This window comes from Kiloniellales bacterium, assembly GCA_030066685.1.
In the GTDB taxonomy this organism is placed as follows: domain Bacteria; phylum Pseudomonadota; class Alphaproteobacteria; order Kiloniellales; family JAKSBE01; genus JAKSBE01.
The window spans coordinates 1-25,807 of sequence record JASJBF010000030.1; the positions used below are offsets into that span (position 1 = coordinate 1).

A 25,807-nucleotide genomic window follows, 5' to 3' on the forward strand; every position below is an offset into this window, starting at 1 on the left:
GCCCCTCGGACGTCGTTGCGCGGCTCTTGTGATGCGCCAGCATCACCGCGACCCGCGCGCCTCGCCGAGAACCCCGCAAGGCCGTCCTAGATATGACGAACTTAGGAACCACCACACTAGGGCATTATCCGATCAGATGGAATCGCTTTGCGATCCATCTGATCGGATGTAATGCCCTCGTTTCTACGTGTTAGCGCACTACTCCCGGCCAGACGCGAATGCGTCTGATCGGGAAGTGCGCTAGAGCGATAGCCCGGGATGGGGCAAGGCGTACTCGGTCAGCTCCTTGGTGATGTGGTCGTAGGCCTCGTCGACCGAGTCGGTGTCGAAGAAGAGGTCCAAATCGCCGGCGCTGATGGTCCCGAACTCGACCAGGGCGTCGAAGTTGATCACCCGGTGCCAGTAGTCGCGGCCGAAAAGCACGATGGGCATGCGCTTACGGATCTTGCCGGTCTGAATCAGGGTCAGAAGCTCGAAGAACTCGTCCAGAGTGCCGAAGCCGCCGGGGAAGACGACCACCGCCTTGGCCAGGTAAGCGAACCAGAACTTCCGCATGAAGAAGTAATGGAACTCGAAGGTCAGTTCTCGGGTCGCATGGGGATTGCCGCTGGGCTCGTGCGGGATCGAGATGTTGAGGCCGACGTTGATGCCGCGGGCCTCGGAGGCGCCCCGGTTCGAGGCCTCCATGATTCCCGGGCCACCGCCGCTGCAGATCACGAAACGGCGGTCGTCGTCGTCCAGGTTCTTCGACCACTCGGTCAGGCGCTTGGCCAGCTCTCGCGCCGCGTCGTAGTAGCGGGCCATCTCGCGGCGCTTTTCGTCCACGGCGGCATCATTCTCGAGGCTTTCGGGCGAGGGCGCCCGTGCCGAGCCGAAGAAGACGATGGTGTCGTCGACCTTGTAACGCTGGAAACGGGCCGCCGGCTCAATGTACTCCGCCAGGATGCGCAGGGGTCGGCCGTCCGGGCTGCTGAGGAACCGCTGGTTGCCGTAGGCCTTCTCGAGGTCGTTGGTCATCGCTGCACGTCGGAAGTGTTAGGAAAGAGGTCCGGGAGCCGGGCGGAGAACCGGCAGAGAATAGGTGGGAGGTCTTTCACAATCCTTGATGTCGGGCAGGCGGCCCAGGCGCGCAGCCGATCTCGTTCGGCACCGGAGCCCCGGAAAGGAAAAAAGGGAGACAACGACCGCCGCCTCCCCGGATCACGTTCCGCTGCCCGAGCCGCGACGGCTCGGGCCTCTGCGATGCCCCGCCGCTACTTCGCGGTCTCGGACTGGACCGTGCTCTGCTCCGTGCTCTGCTCCGTGCTCGCCGTCTGAGTCTGGGTCTGGGTCGGCGTCTCCGTCTGGACCGACTGCAAGGTTCCCTTGCTATAGGCGCAGCCTCCTTCTTGGGCCAGGGCCGGTGCAACGCCGAAGGCGACCAGGGCGGCCGCGATGACAAGAGCTTTCATATCCAGTCTCCAAGGCAATTGGCCGAAGTTGTTAACCATTGAACCCGCGATGCCCGCAACACCGCAAGTCCTTTCTTCGATCACGCTGTCGTGAGGTCACCGGGGCCGCCCGAGGGGATGGCCGAGGCGCTCGACGCCGTACCACCAGAGAAGCCAACGCCTGCCGGCCGTCGGACTCGGCGGGTGGAACGCCAACAGCACGGAGATCGATGCAATGAAAGGATCGGGGAAACTGGCCGGCGCGTTTGCCGCGGCCCTTGCCGGGGCCCTGCTGCTCTCCGGCCCGGCCTTGGCCGATCGGGGCGGTCACCGCGGCCAGCACCAGGTGCAGAAGGAGCACCGCCACGACAAGGCTCACCGCCACCACAAGGCCCATCGCCACGGGCACAAGGGGCATCACGCCGGGCACCATCACCGCAAGTGGCATCGCAAATGGCACCGGGCCGAGCGGCGGTGGCATCGGGCCGAGCGGCGATGGCACCGGGCCGAGCGACGGTGGCACCGGGCCGAGCGGCGATGGCACCGGGCCCAGCACCGTTGGCATCGCGCCCAGCGCCGGCATCACGGCTGGCACGGCCAGCATCGCCACCACGACTTCCACGGCAAGCCGAAGGTGGTGAAGAAGGTGGTCAAGCACCACTACCACTATCCCGACGGCCGGACCAAGGTCGTGCGCAAGGTGGTCAGGCACCACCGCCACTACTAGGCCGGCGGCCAGGTCGCCCGACCCGGACGCAAAGGGCCCGCCCCGCGGACCTCATGACGAGCCTCCCGTCATGACCATCCGCGGGGCGGGCCTCGGCCAACGCGAAAGCTTCGGGAACTGAAAGACTTCGGCGTCTCACCCCTCGGCTGCGTCTACCAAGGAGAGCCCGCGGCCACCGTCCCCGCCCGCCGGGCGCTCAACCGGCCTGCTTCGCCTTCTTGATCGCGTCCTCGACCATCCGGCAGGCCTCGTCCGCCTCGCCCCAGCGCTTGATCTCGACCCACTTGTCCTTCTCCAGATCCTTGTAGTGATTGAAGAAGTGGGCGATCTGGTCGCGCAGGATGTCCGGCAGATCGCGATACGAGCTGACGTTGGTATAGAAGGGATGCAGGTCGTCGACCGGCACCGCGAGTATCTTCTCGTCCAGTCCCTTCTCGTCCTCCATCACCAGGACCCCGACCGGCCGGGCCCGGACCACGGCGCCGGGGACGACCGGCACCCGGCCCGCCACGAGGACGTCGACGGGATCCCCGTCGTCCGAAAGCGTGTGCGGGACAAAGCCGTAGTTGCAGGGATAGTACATGGCGGTGTGGAGAAAGCGGTCGACGAACATCGCGCCCGACTCCTTGTCGACCTCGTACTTCACCGGATCGCCGCCGAGCGGCACCTCGATGATCACGTTCACGTCCCAGGGCGGATTTCGGCCCACGGAAATGCGGTTGAGATCCATTGTCGCGACCCCCAAAAGACCAGCGGCGCCCCGAAAGCGAGGCGGCACGACGTCAAAGCGACCTCGTATCCCGACCCGGCATCGAAGCCTTGGGCTGGCGGAGACCACTTTGCCCTCGCTGCCCCGAGGTGATCAAGACACCTGCCGCGGGCGCAGCGCCGCGGTTCGTCATCGTCCGCGGGTTTCCGAAAGCCTGAAGCCAGACAGAACAAGATTGCGGCTCGGACCGAAGCGGATCCGAGCCGATCTTGGTCTTACGGTGATGGTGTCGGCGGGTCAGCCCGGCAGCAATGCCGCTGCCTCATCTTGACGGGAATAAACCAGCCTCAGACGTACCTCGCCTTTGCCCTGTCCTGACCCCTGCGTCTCGAGCTCTCCCTGCTCGGTCACCATCTCCTGTCGTTGGCGCGCCTTCATCACCTCCTCGACCGAGCGAAGCCGCCGGTTCAGGTAGGGACTTACGAAAGCCGCACGCTCGGAGCTTGGCTTATCCACAAGTTTTCCCCAAAGATATCCACAATATTTAGTAGGTCAGCTATAGAAAAACATCAATAGGTTGGGTTAAGCAAGTAGAAATCGCCGGCACCATGTGGCCTTTCTGTGTCCCGGACGGAGAATTCTCCCGGCCTTGTCTTGGAAGCTCGCGCCCGCCGGCGGCGGCGCTCCCGACGCGTCGGCGCCGGCCGGGGCCGCGAAATCCGCGATCCCGCCGGCTCGGCCGTCGAAGGGCCGCCGCGACGACAGCCCAATGCCGGTCCTGGCAAGTCGAGGCGACGGTGAGTTCTGTATTCGTCCCTCTTTCTATTGGAGATTGCAGAGGCACCGCGCCGGTAGCGATCCGGCGCAGCGCCCCGGTCCGCCTTGACTTTGGCGGCCTTCCTGCTGCGGATCTGTGCCGATTCCCACAGCAGGCGCCATGAACAAATTTTAATCGTTCGGCTGTGCCAAAGTATGGCTTCTCTGATATATTGAGAAATCAGAACTTCGGCCCCTATCCGATAAGAAAAGTGGGAGTTGTCATGAAGCTGCGGGCTCTGGTGTTGGCTCTTTTCCTTGTTCTACCGGCTGTCAAAGTCGGCTACGCGCAGGACGTGCCCAGCGTGGTCCGCTTCAGCTTCAGCAGCGGCTGGGACGGCCTGCCGGCGATCGTCGCCATCGAACGTGGCTTCTTCGCGAACGAGAACCTCGTGGTCAGCAGCATGCCGCTCTCCAACACCAAGGGAATCATCGAATCCCTGGCGGGTGGCTCCACCGACTTCGCCACGGTGCCCCAGCGGACGCTCCTGATCATGGCGGCCGCGAAGGTGCCGGTGAAGGTCGTCTCCCAGAACGGCTGGGGCGCCGAGATCGAGCTCATCGTGCCCGCCAGCGACACTGCGACCAAGAGCCTGGCCGAGCTCAAGGGCAAGACCATTGCCGTGGGCTCCGGGTCGGAGTCCCACGGCGTGCTGATCCGGCTGCTGAACCAGTCCGGCCTTCAGCCCAACGACGTGAACGTCAAGATCGTCCCTTCGCCTCAGTTGACCAGCGCCTTCGACGGCAATGCCGCCCAGGCGATCTTCGCCCTGAGGTACTTCACCTCGCCCCTGGTCAGCACCGAGCGGGCGCGCGTCGTGCTCAGCAACGATGCGGTCGTGCAAGCGATCGGACGGATCGGCGCCTCGCCGCTCGTGGTCAGCGGCAAGACGCTGGAACACAAGCCCGAGACCATTCAGCGCTTCGTCAATGCCTGGGTCAGGGCGCTGGACTACGTCCGCAGCGACCCCGACGATGCGGCCAACCTGTTGCGGGTCTACTTCCACCGGCAGGGGGTGAAGGTCTCGAAGGAGCTGACCCGGAGCTGGGTCGATATGGTCAGGTACGATCGCTATACCTGGTCGGAGGCCGACGTCCTCGACGCGGAATACAACGGCTGGGGCCTCAACACGGGCAAGGTCTTCAAGGTGCAGCCGAAGCTCGAGGGATACATCGACAACAGGTACGCGGAAGCGGCGGCGAAAAACCTCAAGTAACCGGGGCATCTCGCCTCGGCCGCGGCGCCGCGGCCCGCGGGTCCCGCCGGGCGCCTTCGGCCCCCAACCGGCGATCCCGTTCCGAGGTCAGAAGGCCTGTAGCGTGATCGGCACGCTCACCGTGAACTGGAAATCGGGCGATTCGTCAGTCACTCCGACCGCCGTGCCGACGAGCAAGGACATATCGGGCGAGATGCCGTAGGACATGCCGAGCACGACGCGGCCGTCGTTCAGACGGGTCCCATCCTGGCTGCTGCCGTCCACTTCGGTCTTGAAGGTGATCTGATCGATGAAGGACATGTTCAGGGAGATGCGCTCGCTGAGCGCGATGTTCATGCCACCGAAGAACTGGATGGAGTCGCCCGGATCGATGTCCTGGCCGTTCTTCTCGTCCTCGAAGTTGAAGGTGTAGCCGCCGCCGGCAAAGAACACCACGGGGTCACTGGTCCAGACCGAGGTGAAGGTGTTCTCGAGCGCATAGAACCCGCTGCCCGTCGGCGCGTCCTTGAGCACCGTCTGTCCGTTGACGGACTTGGTATCGATCCCGAAGGGATCCCGACCGGTAGGGAAGGTCGCCCTGGACCGCAGGATGATGTCGGGGATCGCTCCCTGCGAGAACACCGGCTGATAGGACACGCCGAACTGAACGTCGCCAATGCCGTCGCCCGTGGTATCGATGTCCTGGGCTTCTGACGTCGTAGCGCCGTCGGTCAGGGTTTCCGTGCGATAGACGTAGGGAACGAAGGCATCGATCTGGAAGCGGTTGTAGACGCCCAAGCGCGCGCTGACCGAGGGCCTGACGATGTGCCGTTCGAGAGAGTCGACGCTGATATCGCCGATCACGATCGCCTGAGCGATCGACAGGCCGTTGATGCCGACCTGGTCGGAATCGATGTAGGTGTACTCGACCGCCGGTTCGATCTGAAGCGTCCCGGGCGGCAGCAGGATGCCGCCGACCTCGAGAAGCAGCTGGTCCGTGGGCGCCTCCGATTCCGGACGCTGCTCCTCGTCGGAGGTCGCCTCGGGCGCGACGGGTTCCGGGGCCGGCTCCCCCGGGGGCACCGGCGTCGGCGCCTTGGGCTGAACGTCCTGCGCCAGGGTGAAGGGCGCCTGACCTCCGGTGGTGGTTCCGTAGCCATAGTCGGTGCCGCCGATGTACTCGAAACGCGCGTAGAGATCGTTGAGATCGCCGCGCTGCTCGCTCAGGATCAAGCCTTGGGACTGGGACAGCCGCTGCTGCTCGTCGAGCTTGCGCTCCTGAGCCGCAAGGCGCTCCGCTTGCTCCTGCAGCCTGCGTTCCTGCTCGGCGAGGCGCTGCTCCTGGGCCTCGAAGCGCTTCTGCTGCTCGAGGATAATCTGCCTCAGGCGCTCGATCTCTTCCTCGGTGCTCGCCAGGGCCGGCCGCTGCGCCGCACCCAGACAGAGGCTCACGACCACCAGGGCCGTGCCGGCTTTCCAAGTCAAGCTGCGCATTCGATCCCCCCCATGCGCACCGCCGAGCCGCCAAAGCCCCCGCTTCGCAGCTCTGGGCCAATCTGCTCGGAACTGTAGCATGATCGCGAATATTGAGTCATTTCAAGAAAAAGCCGGCATCTGTGGACAAATAGGAGAATTGCCCCTGTTTACCCTGAATAAACAGGACCACGTTTCCTTGCCAGGCCCTGCTTTCTTTTGTGCCTTTCCTCTCGCTGAAGAGCGATTCCTCCGCCTGCACCAGGTTAGATAAAAGCCAGTACTTTAAGGAAAGCTGAAGGAGCGGAACCTTTTTGGATCATTGCTGAGAAGAGCTGGGGGAGGCCGCCTTCCCCCCGGTGGCGGCCTCCCTCTCTGAAGGCGGCGTCATAGAGGTCGAAACCCAGACGCCACTTCAAAGCCACCCTACAAGCCCGAAAGCATGGGGATGTTTTGAATCTGGATGTTGGCCCCGGCCCCGAGGTTGAAGATGTTGATCTGCATGTCCAGGTACTGATTCACGACGTTGAAGTTACCCATGACGTTCGCCGTCTGGAGTATGCCGTTGAAACTGCCGAAGCTGCCCACGCTGGTCGTCATCTCGACCTGGCTCACGCCGCCGCCCAGATCCTGGAGATTGGGAGCCGAGACGAGGCCGAGGCCGGTGGAATCGAAGGCGACCGCGGTCAGGCCGGTCAGGCCCTGGATGTCGCTGTAGGCCGCGAGGGCGAAGCTGAAGGCGAAGCCGTTCAGGCCGCCCCGCATCTCCGACATCTCCTCGTCGGTGAGCGTCTCGCCCAAGGAGGAGAGGTCGCCCGCCATAGCCAAGGTGCCCCCGCCACCCGGCGGCGAGCCATCCGGCAGCCGGCCGTCGTCGCGGCTATGGCCGGACATGTCCGCCGCCATCGCCGGTGCCGACATGAGGAGCAGGGCCAAGGCCGACGCCCCTGCCAAAGTCGACAATTGCTTGCCGTTCGCACTCATGCTCTTCGCTCCCTTCCCTCTTGGTCCCGCAGCCTCGGCAGGACCAGAAACCTCTTTGCCTAAAACTCGGTCGGCCCGGGCCGGATGTTGAACAGCCCGCCGTCGAGGATCCATTGCACTTCGCTTTTCCGCCCCCGGAGAATCGGGTCCAGGGTGAACTCGCTCTGTCCGCCGTTGGTGGCGCTCAGGAAGACCAGGATCACGTTGTTCCACTCCTGGTCAAAATCCTCCAAGGATCGGGCCCGATTGCCGAAGGCGGGATCGGCGATGAACACCGTGCCGTCCTTCACGCCCTTGATCACCACGAAGTGGTTGTATCCCCGCGTGTTGATCAACGTCAGAACCGGGACCTTGAGTTTGCTGAGCTTTTCCGCGTTCTTGATCTTGAAACCCTGGGCCAGGTAGCCGCGGCCCTCGCCGTAGCGCTTGAGCTCGAGCATCGAGAAGCCGTCCCGCTCGATCTCCTCCGCGTTGCCGTACTCCTTGACGGAATCGATGACGGCTTGCTCGTCGACGTCCTCGCCATAGTAGTACTTGAACAGCGTCGCGATCGCCGCCGCCCCGCAGCTCAAATCGTAGGACTGGGGCACGACCCGCTTGAACTTCATCTGGGCAAGGCTGTTCACCTTGACGTTGTAGATCCGCGCGCCGCCCACCACGGGCAGGGTATTGGCCGCCGCCGTCCCACAGATCAGGGTCGAGGCTGCGAGAATCACGGCGGTGATGATCGGGGTCCTCACGGCGCGCCTCCTAGGGGCAGGCTCGAGACATTGACCGAGATGCCGACCACCTTGGTCGAGATGTTGCCGTTGCCCGCCACCTGGTTGACCTGGGCGATGCCCGAGAAGTTGTTGAAGGAGTTGCTAATCCTGTTGTCGTAGTCGGTCGTATCCGGGTCGATGTTGTCGACGTTGTCGGCAGCGATCACGGTACCGAGATCGACATCGCCCACCGACACGATGTCCGTGGCCCCCAGGCCGATCGCCATGACCACGGCGTTGGCCTGCTGGTTCATGTTGCCGACCGACTGGTTGACCGAGGCGATGCCGGAAAAGCCGTTGAAGCTGCCGTCGATGACGTTGAGCCCCGAGGCGTTGCTGACGTTGAAGGTGTTGTCGCCGAGATAGATCGAACCCTCGAGGCTCGCCCCCGCCACGACTGCGTCCGTCTCGATCACCGAGATCGCCACCGCGTTGACCTGGTTGCTCAGATTGCCGGCGTCCTGGTTGATGCCGACGATGCCCTCGCCCCCATTGACCGAGCCGAGCAGGAAATTGGTCTGGATCGTCCCGTGCTCGGTCACGGTGTTGCCGACGATCGACATGTTCAGATAGCCGCTGGCGAAGGCCGCGCCATTGGCCGGGACCGTGCCCTCGATCAGGACCACCACCTGCTCGACGTCACCGATACCGCCGCCGATGTCGTCGTCGTCCGCCATGGCGGCCCCGGCGCCCAGAGAGAGCAAGGCGAGCGCTGCGGCGATGCCTGAGGCGGTTCCGGTGAACCTGATGCCTCGTCCTGTCACGGCTTTCCCTCCCAAGACTGCCTCCGCTGGACCAATGGCCCGATCTCAAAAAGTGCTTAACGAATCGAACGCGATGAAAAAGGGTGGGAGGAGGCTTTTGCCCCCTCCCACGGTCTTAGCCTTTAGAACGACGTCACGGCGCCGACAGCACCGCTGACGCTGGTCGGACCGATGCCAGCCGCAACGCTGATCGCAGACGCTTGGTTGTTCATGTGGCCGCCGGACTGGTTAACCTGGACCAGACCAATGTTGTCGCTGACCGACCCAATGATCTCGCTCTTCTTGACCGTGCCGAGAGCCCGCAGGCTGTTCGCCGCATTGACCTGGCCCAAATCGGCGTTGGAAAGAACGACGATCGGATCCTCGGCCGCAGCAACGGCAGCGCTGTTGGTCTGGTTGTTCATGTGACCAGAGTTCTGGTTCACGCCGACAACGCCGTTGTTGAAGTTGACCGAGCCCAGCAACTGGGTCAGCGGGTTCGGGTTGGTCGGCTGGAACACCTCGTTCGGGGTCACTCTGTTGACGTGGTTGACCTGATCCGTGCCGGCCTGCGAGTGAGCCGCACCGCCGGTGATCTCGGTGTAGGCAACCGCCACGGCGTTGGCCTGGTTGTTCATGTCGCCCAGGTCTTGGTTCACGCCCGTGATGCCTATGTTGGTATTGATCGAGTTCTGGATCAGGGCATCGCGGTCGGTGTTCCAGGGCCCTCGGACCCCGATGTTCACCGAGTTCGCGATGTTGAGGACGTTCAGGTAGGCCGAAGCTTCCGCAACCCCGGTCGCGTTGACAACCACGAAGGCGTCGACGTCAATGTCCTTGTCGACGAAGACAAACTCGAAGACGTCGATATCCTTGTACTTGTGGATCTCGGACTCAGCCTGAATGAAGGCGGACGCGGGAGCGGCCATCGTGCCGGCAACCAGCGCTGCCGTCAGAGCGAATGCTTTGCTTTTCATGACAGTCTCCCTCACCTCAGCGTCACGCTAACTGCGACGAAGTTGGCCTGATTGGAATTGTTGCCAACCGCCTGACTGACGTGCGTGATGCCGCTGTTGCCGGTCACCGAGCCTGCGATCGTCCCCGTCTTCACCGAGTTCACTTCCGTGACCCTGTTCAAGGCGTTGAACTGACCCAGATCGGCTTCCGCCAGAGCAACCATCCCCTCGTCTTCGACGCTGCCGATACCGACGGCCAGCGCGACGGCGTTGGTCTGGTTGTTCATGTTGCCGGCGTTCTGGTTGACCCCGACGATGCCAGTGTTGCCCTGGATGGAGCCAGAGATGGTCGCCGAGATCGTGATGTCGTCGGTCGGCTCGGTTTCGACGGGCCCCCAGGCGACCACGTTGGCCACGCTGAACTGATCGGCGGAGGCTTCCGCGGTGGTCACCGCGTCACCGTCGCCGGTCAGGCCATAGGACACCAGGTTGGCTTGGTTCACCATGTTGCCGCTGTCCTGGTTGACCTGGGCTGCGCCGCTGTTGTTGTTGACCGAGGCGGTGATCGTGTTCGTCCGATCGATATCCGCATTGATCGCGTTCGGCGTCGCCCGGCCGACGAAGTTGCCGACGTTGGTCACGTTGGCGAGGGCAAAGGCCTCGGCATCGTGATCCAGGTCGACGTTAACGAAGGCTGCGACGACGAAGAACTTTTCGATGTCGACGTACTCTTTGATGTAGACGTCCTTCTCCTTGGTGACGAGCACGAAGAGATCGACATCAGCCAAGGCCGGGGTGGTGAAGGCTGCCGCCAAAGCGGCGGTCGCCAAACCGTACTTGATGCTTTTCATGACCGGCCCTCCTCAATTGCCCAGCAGGCCGGCAGTCGCCGCACCCAAGGTGAAGACGTTGGCCTGGTTGGCCATGTTGCCGCTGGACTGGTTCACGCCGACCACGCCGCTGTTGCCAGTGATCGAGCCGGTGATCTGAGCGGTCTTGACCACCTTGCGCTCGTTGACCTGGTTGAGCCAGTTCGACTGGGCCAAGTCGACATCCGACAGAGCCACACCGGCGTCCTGACCGATCGCTGCGGTGAAGACGTTGGTCTGGTTGTTGATGTTGCCAGCCGACTGGTTGACGTGGACGCCACCGACATTGTCGTTGATCGAACCCGTGATGATCGCATTGCGGAACACCACGTTGATCGAGTTCACGACGTTCGGCAGCCCGAAGGAGCCGTGGTCATCCGGCAGGCTAACGCCGGCCTCTTCGGCAACCTCAGCCAAGCTTTGGCCGGTGGTCTGGGACTGCTCTTCGTCCCCAACATCCGGAACACCCTCGACATCCGGGACTTCCGTGACGACACCGTTGTCGTCGTCGGGAAACACGTCGACGAAGAAGCCCTGACGCTGGTCGACGACCGACTGCGCGTGGGCCAAGGCGCCAAGGGTGCCTTCGGCGCCGTCGCCGGCCGTTCCGGAAACGGCGACGCTCACCGCGTTGCCCTGGTTATTCATGTTGCCAGAGGCCTGGTTCACGCTGACCACGCCGTTGTTGCGGTTCACCGAGTTGCCGATGACGTCGTCTTTCTCGGCACAGTTTTCGCAGGCGTGGTTGTAGGTATTGGTCTGGTTGACCAGGGTCTCCGCCTCGGCTGCCTTCTCTCCATTGAGAAAGACATCCGCATCGACGATAAGGAACTTGAAGATGTCGATATCGACGTCGACGTCGACATACTTGTCCTTCTCGATATCGGCGAAGACGAACACGTCAGCCATCGCGGGGGTCGCCGACAGGGCGACCGCCGCTGCTGCACCTAACAGCAGTCTACGCATATGGACCCTCCTCTCCTAACCATGTGAAATCGGAGGTTTACGGAATGCCTCGCCGCGGGAAAAACCGGTCCCCACGGACGAAGCGCGAGCGCCTTCCCTCTTGGAAGGCTTCGCAAGTCGACCATAGCGCCGGGAAAGCGTCGTCACCCAATTAGGGCATAATTGGGACAAAGTTGAGCCTGTGGCATTTGCCACAAATACTCGTGGGGCATTTTTGTGACACTCTTGGGGCAGGCAGGCGCTTAACCACGCCCGAAGGCGGGCCGCAGGGGTACTGGACCAGGGTTAACGCCTCCCTCATTTGAGGTATGACGGCGTGATGAAGAAAAACAACCGTGAGTATCGTTTATTAGAAGTGTCGCCACCTCCGACCTGCAGTCATGACTCCAAGTTTTCATGTTTCTTCGAGAAAGACATCTTGAACTCCAAGCCTATCCAAGGCATTCTCGAAACGTCCAAGCGGGCGACGACGCGGCCAGCGGCAGGCATGTCTCCGGGCGGAGGCATGGATCGAGGCGGTCCAGCCAGGCAGTGTCGCCGTTCCAATTTGATGGAGATCAAGACCTTAACCCTAATTCTGGGAGATCTCGTCTATCGAAAAACCGGCGCCGGCCTCGCAGGCTGGCCGTAGAGAGCAGGAGGGGGCTCGCTCACCATGCCGGCTTTACCAGCCAAGACCGCCTCAAGACCCGGAAAGACGACGCCCAAGGCCGAGAAGACCCGAGATGAGAGTGCGCTCAGCTCGGTGCTCATCGGAGAGATCTACAAAGCGGCGTTCTTCCCGGACCTCTGGGCCGCAGTGCTATCGGGGACGACCGCGCTGCTGGACAGCACCAAGGCGCTGCTGTTCTTTTACGACGCCAAGGCGAACACCCGCCGCGTCCACAAGGCGCACGGCGTGGAGCCGACCTTCATCTCCACCTTCGAAGGCAAGCTGGCGCAGGACACGCCCTGGCTCGGCCGCGACGACGGCAGCGACTCCGCGGGCCCGGTGGCCGTCGGCGACTCGGCCGTCGCCGTCGAGCCGGCGGGGACTCCGAGCCTCTTCGCCGAGTTCCTGAGGCAGCAGAACGTCGGTCCGACCCTGCACGCCTGTGTCGGCACCTTTGGCCAGGAGCAGCTTCATCTGACCGTCGCGCGCCCGGCGTCGGGCACGCCTTACTGCGAGGCCGAGCGCGAAGTCTGCCAGCAGGTCGTCGAGCACCTGCGCAACGCCCTGCACCTGAAGCGGGAGGCCGACCAGCACCAGGTGGTCGAACGGGGTGCGATGGAGGCGCTGAACCGCCTGGCGGTCGGGGTCGCCATGGTCGATTCGCGCGGCGAGATCTGCGCGACCAACACGGCCGCGGAAAGCATGCTCGCCTTGGGCGACGGCCTGCATTTCGATCTCGGCCAGACCGAGGTCTGCGTCGACGGCTGCCGAGGATCGCTGCGCACCGCGCTGGGCCGCCTCGAGTGGTGCCGCCAGAATCCGGACGCGTCCTGTCCGGCCCTCTTCGCGGTGCATCGACCGTCACGGGCCCGGCCCTACGCGGTCTTGGCCTGCCCGTTCCGCAGGTCGGACGAACTGCCGCTCGGCGAGCCCTTCTACCACCTGGTGTTCTTCTTCGACCCGGACCAGTCGCTCTGCGGCCACAGCGTCGATTTCCTGAAGCGCTACTACGACCTGACGCCCGCCGAAGCCCGGCTCGCCAAGCTGATCGCCGAAGGCGAGAGGCTCGACGGGATCGCCGAGCGGCTCGGCATCTCGGTGCACACCGCCAGGACACACCTGAAGCGGGTCTTCGAGAAGACCGGCGTCGAACGCCAGGCGGAACTGGTCCAGCTCATGTTCGGCTGTCTCGGGCTGATGCAGGACAACCTGGCGGCCATGGGCGGAAGCGCAGCGGCACCGGTCGACCCGGCCGCCTGAACGAGAAAGAGACCGGCGCTGGGCGGACTTACAGCAGCCTGCGTTCATTCGAACGCAGGCTGCTGTAAGTCCGCCCAGTGTTGTCGCAGCGACAGGCCAGGCAGTCGGTCAGGGAACTCTGTGCACAGGGCCCGCGGTTCGAAGACCGCGGGCCGCGGCCTTCCCGCTTTGGCCCGAATGCGACGTGGTGCCGGCATTGCCGGCGCCGCAAACCCTCAAAAAAACCACGGGTTTTTCGGCCCGTCCATCGAGCCCACAGGGCCGCCCCGCTTCGCCGCTCCGAAGCGCCTGGAGGACTCTGCGCGGCGGCCAGAGAGTTCGTCCGTAACATATCGTAACAATGAGTGATTTGGCTATCGGAGCCGCACGGGATAGTTCTAGCGTCACAAACGAATTCCACTTTGAGCACCGGACTGCAGCGCAGACCCCTCTTCTCAGTCTAGAGATCCTTCGGCCCGCCCTTGGCGGCATTGTCCGGTCACTTCGGATCGGGGAGCAGGTATTAGTGAATCCGACACCGACTTCTCACGGCAGCCTGGCACAGCGTCTCGGCGATTTCGAGACCTTGACCGAGGGCTTGGACTACGCGGCGCGCGGGACCACCGGCTGCAACTTCTACGCGCCGCGCGGCCATCTCCAAACCGTGCTCGGCTACGCCGAACTGCAGGCGCGCAGCCACGAGGTCGCGCTGCGGCTCTCGGCGCTCGGTCTCGAGCGCGGCTCCCGGGTCGCCATCCTGGCGGAGACCACGCCGGATTTCATGGCGTTCTTCTACGGCTGCCAGTACGCCGGCCTGGTTCCGGTGCCCTTGCCGCTGAGCATCAACCTCGGCGGCCACGAGGCCTACGTCCAGCGGCTGCGCGCCATGCTGAACGCCGCCAAGGTCTCGGCGGCGATCGCGTCCGAGGAGCTGATCACTCTGCTGCGCGAGGCCGGCACCGGCGTCGTCGCCGGCATGATCGGCACGCCCCAGGACTTCCTCGCTCTCGGCACCCGCGGCGGCGCGCTCGAGCCGCTGACCAAGGACGAGCCCTGCTACATGCAGTACTCCTCGGGCAGCACCAGCCTGCCGCGCGGGGTCCTGGTCACCCAGCGGGCGATCACCAACAACGCGCGGGGCATCGCACGGGACGGCCTGAAGCTGGTGCCGGAAGACCGGGCGGCCTCCTGGCTGCCGCTCTACCACGACATGGGCCTGGTCGGCTTCTGCATCGCGCCGATGATGTCCCAGGTTTCGATCGACTATATCGCGACCTCGTCCTTCGCGCGGCGGCCCCTGCTGTGGCTCAAGCTGATCTCGGAGGCCCAGAGCAGCATCGCCTTCAGCCCGACCTTCGGCTACGAGCTCTGCGTGCGCCGCGTGACCAACGGCCAGGCCAGCCAGTACGACCTCTCGAGCTGGCGAATCGCCGGCATCGGCGGCGAAATGGTGCGGCCCGAGGTCCTGCAGGCCTTTACCGACTGCTTCGCGCCCAGCGGCTTCGACGGCAAGGCCTTCCTGCCGAGCTACGGTCTGGCGGAATCCACCCTCGCGGTGACCTTCCCCAGGCTCGGCAGCGGCGTGCGCGTCGACCACGTCGACCGGGCCGCCTACGAGAGCCAGGCCGAGGCGCTTCCCAGCGAGCCCAAGAAGTCCAGCGGCTCCGCCTACCAGACCCGCGCGTTCGTGTTTTGCGGCACGGCGCTTCCCGGACACGAGATCGAGGTCCGGGGCACCTTGGGACAGGCGCTGCCGGACCGCAGGATCGGCCGGATCTGCGTGCGCGGTCCCAGCGTGATGCAGGGCTACTACGACGATCCCGAGGCCAGCGAGGGCGTCATGCTGGCCGACGGCTGGATGGACACCGGCGACCTCGGATACCTGGTCGACGGCGAGCTGGTCATCACCGGCCGCAGCAAGGACCTGATCATCTGCAACGGCCGCAACATCTGGCCGCAGGACCTGGAATGGACCGTCGAGAAGCTGCCCGGCATCCGGCCCGGCTGCGTGGCCGCTTTCTCGGTCGACCTGGAGCAGAACAGCGAAAAGGTCGTGGTCGTTGCCGAGACCCGGCTGTCCGAGGAGCAGGAACAGCAGCTCCTGATTCAGGATATCCTGTTCAACATCCGCCGCACCGCGGGCGTTGATTGCCAGGCGATCCTGGTTCCGCCGCGCTCGCTCACCTTCACCTCGTCGGGTAAGCTGAGCCGCGCCGCCGTGAGGGAGGATTTTCTCAGTGGCGCACTACGCCCGCTCACCGAGGATACGCCGATCGCCGGGCTCGCGGACAGCGAACCGCGGCTCATGGCGGCCGCGAACTAGTCGGCAATCCACCGACTTCCACCGCGTTTCGACATGACGGGTAGCCTTGCGCTGACCGGCGCGACCGGCTTTATCGGCCGGGCCTTGGTGCCGCGCCTGATCGCCGCCGACTGGAAGGTCAAGGCCCTGCTCCGCCGGCCCGACCCGGCCTTGGAGGCGGCCGGGGTGGAGCCGGTTCGCGGCGCCCTCGGCGACGAGGACAGTCTGCGCGACCTGGTCGCCGACGCCGAGGTCGTGATCCACTGCGCCGGTGCCATCAAGGCCCGCTCGCGGGCTCAGTTCCAGGAGATCAACGCGGCCGGTACGGCCAGCCTGGTCGCCAGCGCGGCGGCGGCCCCTCGGCGCCCGCGCTTTCTTCTGCTGTCCTCCCTGGCGGCCCGGGAGCCGGGGCTTTCCGACTACGCGGCGAGCAAGCGCCAGGCCGAAGCCGAGGTCGCCCGGCACGGTGGCGAGCTGGACTGGGTCGCGCTTCGGCCGCCGGCGGTCTACGGTCCCGGCGACCAGGCGACCCTGACCCTCTTCAAGCAATTCTCGCGCGGCCAGGCCTTCCTGCCGAGGCCGGCGGACAAGCGCGTCTCGCTGCTCTTCGTCGACGACCTGGTCGAGGCCATCCTGCATCTCCTCGATCGCCCGCGCTGGCAGGGCGAGGTGATCGAGCTCGACGACGGCCGGCCCCGGGGCTACGCCTGGACCGAGCTCGCCGAGATCGCCAGCGCGCGGCTCGACAGGCCGGTCGCGACCCTGAGCCTGCCCCAGGGGTTGTTGTGGCTGCCCGCCGCCGCCAACGAGATCCTCTCGCCCCTGCTCGGCCGGGCACCGATGCTGACCCGCGGCAAGCTGCGCGAGCTGTTCCACGAGGACTGGGTCAGCCGGCGACAGAGCGGCACGGCGCTCAACGGCTGGCAGGGCCATGTCACCTTCGAGCAGGGCTTTCCCCGCACCCTGGCCTGGTATAAGGAAAGGGGCTGGCTGTGAGCCGGACGACATCCGCACCTGCGGCCGTCGGATCGGGCGCCTGCGCCGCCCGGGCGGCCGTGCCGGTCCAGCCCGGGAGCGGCCTTCGGCAGGCTCTCCGACACGGAACGAGGACGACAATGGCATCCGAACTTGGGGATTCGCCGCTCGAGCGCGTCTTGGCGCTGCTCGAGCCCTACAACAAGAAGGGCATCGCCCTCACCGACGGCACCAAGCTGAACGCCGATCTGGAAATCGATTCGGTCTCCGCCATGGACCTGATCATGGAGATCGAGGACAGCTTCGAGATCGACATCCCGATCAACCTGGTCTCCGACATCGAGACGGTCGGCGATCTGGTCTCCGTGGTCAGCCAGCGAATGGAACAGAGCTCATGACCGATATCCTGGACAAGTACGCGTCCATCGCGGCGCGCCACGACCAGCTTCTCGAGGTCGGCCCGGATCCCCTGGGGGTCTGCCTCGAGGAGATCTATTCGGCCACCGAGGCCCGGATCAACGGCCGGCGGACCATCCTGGCCGGGACCAACAACTACATGGGCGTGACCTTCGAGCCGGAATGCCTGGAGGCCGCGGAGGCCGCGGTCCGCAAGCACGGCACCGGCACGACCGGCTCGCGCATCGCCAACGGCACCTACGGCGCGCACCGCGAGCTGGAGCAGGCCCTGGCCCGCTTCATGGGCCGCGAGAAGGCGATCGTGTTCTCGACCGGATACCAGGCCAACCTGGGCATGATCGCCGGCCTCGCCGGACCCAAGGACGTCATCCTGCTCGACGCCGATTCGCACTCCAGCATCTACGACGGCTGCCGGCTCAGCGGCGCCACCCTGGTGCGCTTCCGGCACAACGACCCGGCCGATCTGGACAAGCGCCTGGCCCGCCTGGGCGACGAAGGCGAGAGCCGCCTGATCATCATCGAGGGGATCTACTCCATGCTCGGCGACCGCGCGCCGGTCGCCGAGTTCGCCGAGGTCAAGCGCAAGCACGGCGCCTACCTGCTGGTCGACGAGGCCCATTCCCTCGGCGTCATGGGCGCCAACGGCCGCGGCGCCGCCGAGGCCGAGGGCGTCGACGAAGAGGTCGACTTCTACGTCGGCACCTTCAGCAAGAGCCTTGGCTCGATCGGCGGCTTTGGCGCCTCGAACCATCCGCGCTTCGACGTCCTGCGCTTCTGCAGCCGCCCCTACATGTTCACCGCCTCGCCCTCGCCGGCCAACGTGGCTGCGGCCCTGGCGGCCCTGAAGCTGCTGGAGCGCGATCCCGGCCGCCGCGACCGGATCTGGAGCAACGCCCAGACGATCTACGACAGGCTCAGCAAGATCGGCTTCGAGATCTGCGCACCGATGAGCCCGATCATCGCGGTCCGCCTGCCCGACGAGCAGAGCGCGGTTTTCGCCTGGAACCGCCTGCTCGAGCACGGCGTCTACGTCAACCTGGCGCTGCCGCCGGGCACGCCGGCCGACACCTACCTGCTGCGCTGCAGCGTCTCGGCCGCCCACACGCCGCAGCAAGTGGAGGACTTCTGCCAGCGCTTCGAACTGGTCGCCCAGGAGCTTGCGGCCATGGAGGGCGGCAAGACGGCGGTGGCCGCCGGCGCCTGAGGCCGGAAAGCAGCGGAATTTCAGGGCTCTACCGCAGGACTCCCGGACCGTTGCGCAAGGCGTCCGACCGGCGGCAACGTCAGCGAACGGCGCCGCGCAGCAAGAGCCGCCAGATGAGCGTCCAGCCGGCGAGGATCGGGTGGCGCCGCTGCCAGGGCGTCAGCTCGATCTCGACGCCGGAGTGGCGGTTGATCTTCCAGACCAGATAGTCGGCGCCGTTGTAAAAGGTGAAGGCGGCCTTCATGAGGCGCAGGACGGAACAGGCCTTGCCGAGCACCCGGCGCAGCCACCAGGTGATCTGCGCCCGCCGCCGCGCCCTCGCGCCGCTGGGACCTCGGCGCGCTTCCGGGATGGCCCCCAGAAGGCGGTCATAGCGGGCCCCGTGGTACTCGTAGATCTGCTGGGCCCGTCGACCCTTTTTCTCCGCCCGCAATTCGGTGTGATAGGTCTCGGTGAAAGCGCGTGTCCAGAAATCCGGCGACCGCGGCGGCGCCTCGAAGAGCGGCCAGACGGAACGGACCATGGTCTCGACGGCTTGCGCGAGCGCGGCCCGGACCCGCGCTTGGCTCGCCTCGTCACGGCTCCAGATCAGGCTGACCGGCTGCGCGAAACGCGCCCAGAAGTAGGGCAGAAGAGCCTTGGGGCCCACAGCCCGTTCGAACTGGCTCAGAGTGATGACGGCGTACTTCGCGCGCACCTGCCGGCCCTCGAAAGCCGTCTCGAGATAGAAGACGTTGGGCGGCAGAAGCGCATTCAAGACCCGCCGCAGCCAGCTGCCACGGAGACCGGCATAGCTCTCGGCCAGCAAGTACAGGTCGATGATGCCGCCCTCGTCGTCCTGATCGCGGCGCACGCTGCCGTAGAACAGGACCGCAACAATCCCGGGCCCCTGCTGTTCGCGGGCGGCCTCCGCGATCGCCTCGACCGCCGGCCAGGGATCGGCGGCGCTCTCCCGCGCGATCAGATCGAGCATCGCTGGTTCGGCGGCGGCCATCACCATTGAGCCGTTCTACAGGGTCACGAAGCGCATCGTCTCAGGTGCCGTCAGGACCAGAGGCTGCCCCGGACGTGGCATGTAGAACTGTCCGTCCAAGACAATCTCTTCGTCCGTGCCGAGCTCGAGACGATGGCCTGAGCGGCTTTCGTAGGATTCCGGCGGCAGTCGGCGATCGGGCCCGCCGTAGAGCAGGGTCAGGGCGTGGCGGAGCAATCCCTGAGCCGGATCGGCGATCGCGCTGTAGCGCAGCGGACCCTGGCCGAGGTTCCAGAACGGCCGCGAACCAAGGATCAGGCGGTGAAGCGTGGTCACGATGACCAAGATGCGCTGGCGCGTGTCGGCGGGCGTGTTGTCGAGGCCGACGGTGACTTCACTGCTGCGAAACACGTCGCCGGTTCCCCGGCCGAGGAGATACCCCATCAGAAGTCCGAAGAGCGTCGCGGTCACCGCCAATTGATGCTTGACCCCACGGCTGTGGACCTGGTCGAAGGCGAAGTGGGTCGCCCGCGCCATGCCGACGGCACCGAGGTACATGCCCCATTGCGGCGGCACCCCCGCCAGGTTCTCGACCCGCAGGATGCTGCGGGTCTTGAGATGACGGTCCAGGTCACCGTCGCGCAGACTGCTCGTCAGCCTACGGAGCGCTCGGGCCGGGCGGGCCGGTAGCCCGACATCCCCGGCGATGAGGTTGGTCATCCCGCGCGGCAGTACCGCCAGGGGCGGCGGCGTCTCGAAAGGCCGATCCTCGAAGAGCGACGTGAGGGTCGCCTGCACCGTGCCGTCGCCCGAGGCGACTCCGAGGACCGAGACCTCGCGGCGCGCGAAGTCCGCGAGCACGGCGGGCAGATCCGCGACGCTCTCGAGGTGGACGTGCAGGACGTCGGGCGTCCCGGCGACCGCGTCGTCGATCGCCTTGAGGCCGCGCTTGTTGCGCTCGCTTCCCGGATTGGTGACCAGGCCCAGCTTCATCGCGATCTTCCCTCAACGCCGCGGCGCCGGCACGGCCACGCTGCGCGAGGATTCCTGGCGGACCAGGAAAGTGCCCGCCAGGCTCGCCAGGACCAAGTTGGGGGCCCAGGCGGCCAGCCAGGGCGGCAGGATTCCGACCTCACCCATCGCCAGGGTCATGCGATCGAAGACGAAGAACCCGAAGCTGAGGGCCAGCGCGGATACGAAGATCCACCCGAAGGGCACCGACTTGCCGATCGCCTGGACCAGGGAGATGACCAGGACCAGCATCAGGAAGGGCGTCAGCGCGGTCACGATGCGGTCGTGCAGCCAAGTCTGGTAGAGCTCGATGCGCCTCTGGCCGTAAGCGTCGTTGGCGATGATCTCGACGATCTGGTCGAGCGGCAGCTCGCGCGGCTCCCGGGCGAGGCGCACGACATGCTCCATGTTGATGCGCCCGCGCCAAAGCATCTGCGGCGCGAACTGGCGCTCGCCCGCTTCGATGGCGCGGCGGTTCACGTCCTCCAGGACCCAGTCCTCGCCCCGCGGGCGCGCCCTGCGCGCATCCAGGCGCTCGATCAGCATGCCGTCGACATCGCGCCGGAAAATCGTCAGGTTCTCCATCCGCCCGGCCTGGGCCGCCGCCAAGGGAAGGCGCAAAATATCCTTGCCGCTGCGCAGCCAAACGCCATGCTCCTGCTCTTCCGGCGTGACATCCCTGAACTGGCTCACGCCGACCTCCCGCAGGGCGGCGGAACTTTCGGGAACGCCCCAGTTGTCGATCGAGAACTGAAGGGTGATCAGGACGGCGGCAGCCGGAGCCAGCGCCCTGATCATCTTGAACGGGGAGACCCCGCTGGCCCACATGGCGTCGAGCTCGCGATAGCGCGACAGCTCGCCGAAGGTGAGCACGGCGGCGAGAAGCGCCGCCACCGGCAGAATCTGCGAGGCGACGTCGGGAGCGCGCAGCAGTGCGTAGCGAAGCAGGATCAGGGGACCGCCGCCGGTGATCGACAGGACGTTGTCGCTGCGCTCCAGCAGATCGAAGCTGAGAACTACCGACACGATTCCAAACAGCAGGAGCGCCAGCCGCAAGAAGAAAAGCCGATTGAGGTAACTGGTCAAGGCGTTCATGCCGTGCCCCTGCTACCCCGGTCAAAGCGCCGCCGCAGGCCGGCCAACAGCCGCAGGACCCATTCCGGCAGACCGATGAGCGACTCCCGCGGCAGGCGCATCAGGGAGCGCACGAAGGCCAAGGAGGTCGCGAAGGCAAAGAACAGGAAGGGCGCCCAGATACCCGTGAAGGCCGTCAAGTCGCGGGACTCGACCAGGTTCTCGCCGAAGTCGACGACCTCCTTGTAGACGATCAGGATCACGACCCCCAGGCCGATCCCGAAGGACCGGGTGCGCCTTCGATAGCCGTGCGCCAAGGGGACGGCGAGCAAGGGCAGCAAGAAGATCGTCAGGACCCGGACGATCCGGCCGTGGAACTCGGCGATCAGGTCGGAGGAGTCGATGCCCTCCGGCGGGCTGTCACGCAGCTGCCAGAGCTCGAAGAGCGTCATCTCCCGTTCGTCCTCGCCGCGCGCCCGAAAGCCGGCGTTCGAGCTGCTGTCCAGCTCGCTCCGCATGGCCTCGAAGTGCAGGATGCCCCTCGAGGGATCCTGCCTGGCCCCCAGCGCGGCATCCTGGCTCGAGCCGCCAAGCTGCACCCCGTCGTAGAGCCACATCGCCGGCGGCCGCGTCAGGCTGCCGTGCTCCAGCTTGCCTTCTCGCGACGTCATGACCGACCAGTCGCCCTCGCCCTCGTTGCGATAGACGAAGACCCGCACGAAGCGCTGGCCCTCGGCGTCGGATTTCTCGGACAGAAAGGTGTTGTCGCCGATCTGCGCAAAGACCCCCTCGTTCAGGATCGCGCTGACGAAGGCATTGGAGATCGAATGCAGCATCGCCCGATAGGCATATCGGCCATAGGGCTGCAGATAGCTGAAAGTGACGGCCGAGAGCGCCGCGACCACCAGGGCCGACAGAATGACCGGCCGCAGCATGCGATGGACGCCGATGCCCGCAGCCTGGACCGAATCGAGCTCGCTGTCGCGGCTCATCCGGTGGAACCCGAGGAGGATCCCCAGGAACAGCCCGAAGGGCAGGGCCAGCCCGATGTAGTGCGGCACGAGGTAGGCCAGCATCTCGAAGAGCAGCCGCAGGGGTCCCTGCGACCCGAGGACCAGGTCCAGGACCTGCAGCATGCGCTCGATCAGAAGCACCAGCAGGGCGAGCACCATGGTCACCATGAAGGGACGCAGGGTCTCGCGCAGGATATAGCGGTCCAGCGTGTTCATCGGCTGTGGCGATCCGCTTCGCGGCTGCCGCCCGGGACGATTCGCACCGGGCGACGGCCTATGCTTAGCGCAGCCGGTCCGATTTGCCCAGGCCGCGGGCCGGCCGCACAGGCGCGGGCGTTCATGCCGTGACCTCGACGCTGCGGGCCGCCGCCTCGACGAAGCCGTGGCCGTCGGCCCCCAGGCCCCGGGTCAGGATCCGGATCCGCCAGCCCGCGGCGGCACGCTCGATGCCATAGATCTGATAGTGCGCGCCGGGCCGCCGCTCGCCGAGCCTGGCCGAGGCCGACGGCACGCCGAAGACCGGAATCGACCCGCGCGGGCCGTCGAGGCGGGCGTCGTTGAAGGAATGGTCGTGGCCGTGCAGCACGAGCTCGGCGCCGGCGTCGCGCAGCACGGCGCGGAAGCCTTCGGCGTCGATCAGCCGCTTGCGCCGGCTGATGCCGTTGTCGTGCGGGGGGTGATGCAGCAGGACGCAGCGGAAGCGGCCCTCCTCGCCGAGCGCCCGGAGCTTGGCGGCGAGCCGATCCAGCTGCGCGCCGCCCAGGACTCCGGCCGCGCTGCCGGGCGGCGTCGGCAGGGCGGTCGACAGGCCGACGATGGCCAGCGGGCCGCGGCGGCGCAGGAAGGGGAAGGCGCCGCGCCCCGATTCCGTCTCGCCGGACCCCGAGTCGGCACCCGCCGCCTCGCCGTCGCCGGCCATGTAGGCGGCCCAGGTGCCGAGGCCCTGGGTCCAGGGCAGGGCCACGTAGGCGTCGTGGTTGCCGGGCACGACCGAGATCCAGTCCGCGGCGCCCAGGCTCTCGAGCCAGTCGCCGGCCTGGCGGAACTCCGCCGGCAGGGCGATGTTCGTGATGTCTCCTGTGACCACGACGTGGTCCGGCCCCTGGGCCCGCAGGTCGGCGGCCAGCGCATCGAGGATCTCGCGCCGGTGGACCCGCCGGCGCCGCCGCTTCCAGGACAGCCAGCCCAGGAACCGCTTGTTGGCGAGCTCGGAGGGCCGCGCCTTCGGCAGCGGCGCGATGTGCGGATCGGAGAAGTGCGCGAGCTGGAACACGCGGCCGCTACCTCCGCGTCCGCAAGCGGGCCGATCCCTGCAAGCATCCGGCTGGCATCTCAGGCCCGCCCGCGCAGGATGGCTTCGACCAGGACCAGGTCCTCCGGCTTGTCCACGTCGACCGCCGCCTCGGCCACCGGCAGCACGACGACCCCTGCTCTGGCCCCGGCGAGCCGCGAGAGCCGCGCCAGGGCCGTGTCGAGGGTCAGGCGGCCCGTCAGGTAGCCGAGCAGCATCGGCAGGCCGAGGGCCCAGGCGATGCGCCAGGGCCGCTTGCGGTCGCGCTCGACCCGGCGCCACAGCCGGATCGCCTTGGTCCCCTCCGGCCGCAGCAGCGCGAAGAGGTTGCAGCCGCTGAAGCGCCCGTCGCGGAACCGCAGGTAGGTCCGACGGCTTTCCGGGAAGGCGCTCTGGATCACGCCCTCCGGGGCCAGACCGGCCACGATGTCGGCGCCGCTGGCCTCGGCCTCCCGGCAGAAGCGCTCGATCAAAGCAGGCTCCAGCAGCGGATGATCGGCCGTGGTGATCAGCATCGGCGCCGCGGTCCCGGCGCCGCCAGCCGCCGCCTCGACCGCCGCCAGGGCGCTCAGGCTGGGAGTCTCGGCGCTCCGCACCAGGCCGATCCGGTCAGACTCGGGACCGGAGAACAAGCCTTCGAGCAGCTCGGGCGCATCGATCGAGATCAGGACCCGACCGATGCGCGGCGCGGCCAGCAGGGCCGCGACCACGCGGCGGATCATCGGCGTGCCCTCGACCGGCAGCAGGCACTTGTGGCTGACCCCGGCCGCGCGCGCCATGGGATCGCCGCCCGGCCGCGAGCCGGCCATGATCAGCGCCGTGTAGCGTCCCGCCTCAGCCTCGGCCATGGTCACAGGGCCTTCTCGTAGACGCGGTAGGTCTTGTAGGCGCGGCCGCCGAGCGTCTCGATCAGGTGCCGGGTCGGGAGGTTGTCCTCCAGGATCCAGGACAGCTCGCCCTCGGTCACGCCGCGCCGGCGATGATACCGCCGCACGCGCTCGATCACCATCAGCCCCAGGGCACCCCCGATGGGGGTGCCGTGGAAGCGCCGGCGGACGCCCATCAGCGGCATCCTTATGGTGCGGGTCCCGCGGACCTTGAGGCGCCACAAGAGCTTGAGCCAGCCGAAGGGCAGCAGGCGCCCGCCGAGGTCGCGGATCGCTTCGTTGACGTTGGGCAGAGTCACCGCCATGGCCGCCGGCGCGCCCTCGACCTCGGCGATGGCGACCGCTCCCGGCGTCAGGATCGGCTTCAGGTTCTCCGCCAGGTGGCCGACCTCCGCCTCGGAGAAGGGCAGGAAACCCCAGTTCTCCGACCAGGCGTCGTTGAAGATGTCGACCACGGTCGCGATCTCCTCCTTGAAGCGGCCCATGTCGATGTTACGGACCCGCAGGCTCGGGTCATGCTCGGCCTTGGCGAGCAGGGCGCGCGCCGGGCGCGGCAACTCGAAATCGGCGGGGCAGAGATAGGCGATCAGGTCCTTGGCCTTCCGGTAGCCCTGCGCTTCCAGCCGCGCCGCGTAGTAGGGCGGCGCGTGGTTCATCATCAGGTAGGGCGGCCGGTCGAAGCCGTCCACCAGGAGCCCACTCTCGTCGTTGATCGACAAAGTGAAGGGCCCGAGGATCCGCTTCATCCCGCGGCGCCGCAGCCAAGCCTCGGCGGTCGCGAGCAGCCGGCCGAAGACCTCGGGATCATCCTCGGCCTCGAGGAAGCCGAAGTGGCCGGTCGCGTCCCGATGCCGGTCGAGGTGCGCCCGGTTCACCTGGGCGCTGATCCGGCCGACCGGGCGGCCGTCGCGGCGGGCCAGCCAGTAGGCGACCTCGGCCCGGGCGAAGAACGGGTTCTTGCGCGGATCGAGGTGCATGCGCCGCTCGAAGATCAGCGGCGCGACCCAGTTCGGATCCTCCCGGTAGAGGGCCGCCGGCATCTCCAGAAAGCCGCGCAGGGACGCCGGGCCCACCACTTCCTCGACCGACAGCGCCGCCTCGGCGGCCGCCTCCCCGTCCTGGGCGAGCGCGCTCACCGG

25 protein-coding genes are annotated in these 25,807 nt (G+C 66.3%); 8 read left to right on the forward strand and 17 right to left on the reverse strand.

Annotated elements, in window-relative coordinates; translation table 11 throughout:
* Nucleotides 1-240: 240 nt before the first annotated feature.
* Nucleotides 241-1,017 (reverse strand): LOG family protein, encoded by a 777-nt coding sequence (locus tag QNJ30_16970; protein ID MDJ0945163.1) that lies wholly within the window; start codon nucleotides 1,015-1,017, stop codon nucleotides 241-243.
* A gap of 236 nt (nucleotides 1,018-1,253) precedes the next feature.
* On the reverse strand, nucleotides 1,254-1,451 hold the full coding sequence (locus QNJ30_16975; GenBank protein ID MDJ0945164.1) for a hypothetical protein: 198 nt from the start codon (nucleotides 1,449-1,451) through the stop codon (nucleotides 1,254-1,256).
* 214 nt (nucleotides 1,452-1,665) lie between these two features.
* Here QNJ30_16975 and QNJ30_16980 point away from each other — a divergent pair, with 214 nt between their 5' ends.
* The gene (locus QNJ30_16980; protein ID MDJ0945165.1) at nucleotides 1,666-2,157 is read left to right on the forward strand and encodes a hypothetical protein; all 492 of its coding nucleotides are present in this window, start codon (nucleotides 1,666-1,668) and stop codon (nucleotides 2,155-2,157) included.
* Nucleotides 2,158-2,353: 196 nt separating this feature from the next.
* Here QNJ30_16980 and ppa read toward each other — a convergent pair whose 3' ends face one another.
* Complete coding sequence (gene ppa, locus QNJ30_16985; protein ID MDJ0945166.1) at nucleotides 2,354-2,887, reverse strand: inorganic diphosphatase; 534 nt, start codon at nucleotides 2,885-2,887, stop codon at nucleotides 2,354-2,356.
* Nucleotides 2,888-3,906: 1,019 nt separating this feature from the next.
* Between ppa and QNJ30_16990 the strand changes: the two genes are divergently transcribed.
* Nucleotides 3,907-4,899: an ABC transporter substrate-binding protein gene (locus tag QNJ30_16990; GenBank protein MDJ0945167.1), complete on the forward strand. Its 993-nt coding sequence runs from the start codon at nucleotides 3,907-3,909 to the stop codon at nucleotides 4,897-4,899.
* Nucleotides 4,900-4,986: 87 nt separating this feature from the next.
* Here the strand turns inward: QNJ30_16990 and QNJ30_16995 are convergent, their stop codons facing one another.
* The 7 genes from QNJ30_16995 to QNJ30_17025 form a co-directional block, all read right to left on the reverse strand.
* Entirely contained in the window at nucleotides 4,987-6,372 is a 1,386-nt protein-coding gene (locus QNJ30_16995; GenBank protein MDJ0945168.1) for a transporter, read from the reverse strand.
* 405 nt (nucleotides 6,373-6,777) lie between these two features.
* Nucleotides 6,778-7,245, reverse strand: a complete 468-nt coding sequence (locus QNJ30_17000) for a hypothetical protein (GenBank protein ID MDJ0945169.1) — start codon at nucleotides 7,243-7,245, stop codon at nucleotides 6,778-6,780.
* A gap of 149 nt (nucleotides 7,246-7,394) precedes the next feature.
* A complete protein-coding gene (locus QNJ30_17005; protein ID MDJ0945170.1) occupies nucleotides 7,395-8,075 on the reverse strand; it encodes a C39 family peptidase in 681 nt (226 codons plus the stop codon).
* The gene (locus tag QNJ30_17010; protein ID MDJ0945171.1) at nucleotides 8,072-8,860 is read right to left on the reverse strand and encodes a hypothetical protein; all 789 of its coding nucleotides are present in this window, start codon (nucleotides 8,858-8,860) and stop codon (nucleotides 8,072-8,074) included. The genes QNJ30_17005 and QNJ30_17010 overlap by 4 nt, the downstream gene beginning before the upstream one ends.
* Nucleotides 8,861-8,982: 122 nt before the next feature.
* Nucleotides 8,983-9,816 (reverse strand): hypothetical protein, encoded by an 834-nt coding sequence (locus tag QNJ30_17015; GenBank protein MDJ0945172.1) that lies wholly within the window; start codon nucleotides 9,814-9,816, stop codon nucleotides 8,983-8,985.
* Nucleotides 9,817-9,827: 11 nt separating this feature from the next.
* Complete coding sequence (locus QNJ30_17020) at nucleotides 9,828-10,646, reverse strand: hypothetical protein (GenBank protein MDJ0945173.1); 819 nt, start codon at nucleotides 10,644-10,646, stop codon at nucleotides 9,828-9,830.
* 12 nt (nucleotides 10,647-10,658) lie between these two features.
* Nucleotides 10,659-11,630 (reverse strand): hypothetical protein, encoded by a 972-nt coding sequence (locus QNJ30_17025; GenBank protein MDJ0945174.1) that lies wholly within the window; start codon nucleotides 11,628-11,630, stop codon nucleotides 10,659-10,661.
* A gap of 319 nt (nucleotides 11,631-11,949) precedes the next feature.
* On the opposite strand from QNJ30_17025, the gene QNJ30_17030 reads away from it, so the two are divergent.
* From QNJ30_17030 to QNJ30_17055, 6 genes are all read left to right on the forward strand, one after another.
* Nucleotides 11,950-12,261, forward strand: a complete 312-nt coding sequence (locus tag QNJ30_17030; GenBank protein ID MDJ0945175.1) for a hypothetical protein — start codon at nucleotides 11,950-11,952, stop codon at nucleotides 12,259-12,261.
* Nucleotides 12,262-12,285: 24 nt separating this feature from the next.
* Nucleotides 12,286-13,542 (forward strand): helix-turn-helix transcriptional regulator, encoded by a 1,257-nt coding sequence (locus QNJ30_17035; GenBank protein MDJ0945176.1) that lies wholly within the window; start codon nucleotides 12,286-12,288, stop codon nucleotides 13,540-13,542.
* A gap of 505 nt (nucleotides 13,543-14,047) precedes the next feature.
* The gene (locus QNJ30_17040) at nucleotides 14,048-15,844 is read left to right on the forward strand and encodes a fatty acyl-AMP ligase (GenBank protein ID MDJ0945177.1); all 1,797 of its coding nucleotides are present in this window, start codon (nucleotides 14,048-14,050) and stop codon (nucleotides 15,842-15,844) included.
* Nucleotides 15,845-15,877: 33 nt separating this feature from the next.
* Entirely contained in the window at nucleotides 15,878-16,819 is a 942-nt protein-coding gene (locus tag QNJ30_17045) for an NAD(P)-dependent oxidoreductase (protein ID MDJ0945178.1), read from the forward strand.
* 119 nt (nucleotides 16,820-16,938) lie between these two features.
* Entirely contained in the window at nucleotides 16,939-17,196 is a 258-nt protein-coding gene (locus QNJ30_17050) for a phosphopantetheine-binding protein (GenBank protein MDJ0945179.1), read from the forward strand.
* Nucleotides 17,193-18,419, forward strand: a complete 1,227-nt coding sequence (locus QNJ30_17055; GenBank protein MDJ0945180.1) for an aminotransferase class I/II-fold pyridoxal phosphate-dependent enzyme — start codon at nucleotides 17,193-17,195, stop codon at nucleotides 18,417-18,419. The genes QNJ30_17050 and QNJ30_17055 overlap by 4 nt, the downstream gene beginning before the upstream one ends.
* Nucleotides 18,420-18,498: 79 nt before the next feature.
* Here QNJ30_17055 and QNJ30_17060 read toward each other — a convergent pair whose 3' ends face one another.
* The 7 genes from QNJ30_17060 to QNJ30_17090 form a co-directional block, all read right to left on the reverse strand.
* A complete protein-coding gene (locus QNJ30_17060) occupies nucleotides 18,499-19,392 on the reverse strand; it encodes a hypothetical protein (GenBank protein MDJ0945181.1) in 894 nt (297 codons plus the stop codon).
* A 36-nt stretch (nucleotides 19,393-19,428) separates the two neighbouring features.
* Nucleotides 19,429-20,385: a diacylglycerol kinase family protein gene (locus tag QNJ30_17065; protein ID MDJ0945182.1), complete on the reverse strand. Its 957-nt coding sequence runs from the start codon at nucleotides 20,383-20,385 to the stop codon at nucleotides 19,429-19,431.
* Between the two features lie 12 nt (nucleotides 20,386-20,397).
* On the reverse strand, nucleotides 20,398-21,498 hold the full coding sequence (locus QNJ30_17070) for an LptF/LptG family permease (protein MDJ0945183.1): 1,101 nt from the start codon (nucleotides 21,496-21,498) through the stop codon (nucleotides 20,398-20,400).
* Nucleotides 21,495-22,706, reverse strand: a complete 1,212-nt coding sequence (gene lptF / locus QNJ30_17075; protein MDJ0945184.1) for an LPS export ABC transporter permease LptF — start codon at nucleotides 22,704-22,706, stop codon at nucleotides 21,495-21,497. The genes QNJ30_17070 and lptF overlap by 4 nt, the downstream gene beginning before the upstream one ends.
* A 121-nt stretch (nucleotides 22,707-22,827) precedes the next feature.
* Entirely contained in the window at nucleotides 22,828-23,763 is a 936-nt protein-coding gene (locus QNJ30_17080; protein ID MDJ0945185.1) for a metallophosphoesterase, read from the reverse strand.
* 59 nt (nucleotides 23,764-23,822) lie between these two features.
* Nucleotides 23,823-24,629 carry a nucleotidyltransferase family protein gene (locus tag QNJ30_17085; GenBank protein ID MDJ0945186.1) on the reverse strand — a complete coding sequence of 269 codons (807 nt, stop codon included), beginning with the start codon at nucleotides 24,627-24,629 and terminating at the stop codon, nucleotides 23,823-23,825.
* A gap of 2 nt (nucleotides 24,630-24,631) precedes the next feature.
* Nucleotides 24,632-25,804, reverse strand: coding sequence for a dATP pyrophosphohydrolase (locus QNJ30_17090; GenBank protein ID MDJ0945187.1), 1,173 nt, complete (start codon nucleotides 25,802-25,804; stop codon nucleotides 24,632-24,634).
* Nucleotides 25,805-25,807: the final 3 nt, after the last annotated feature.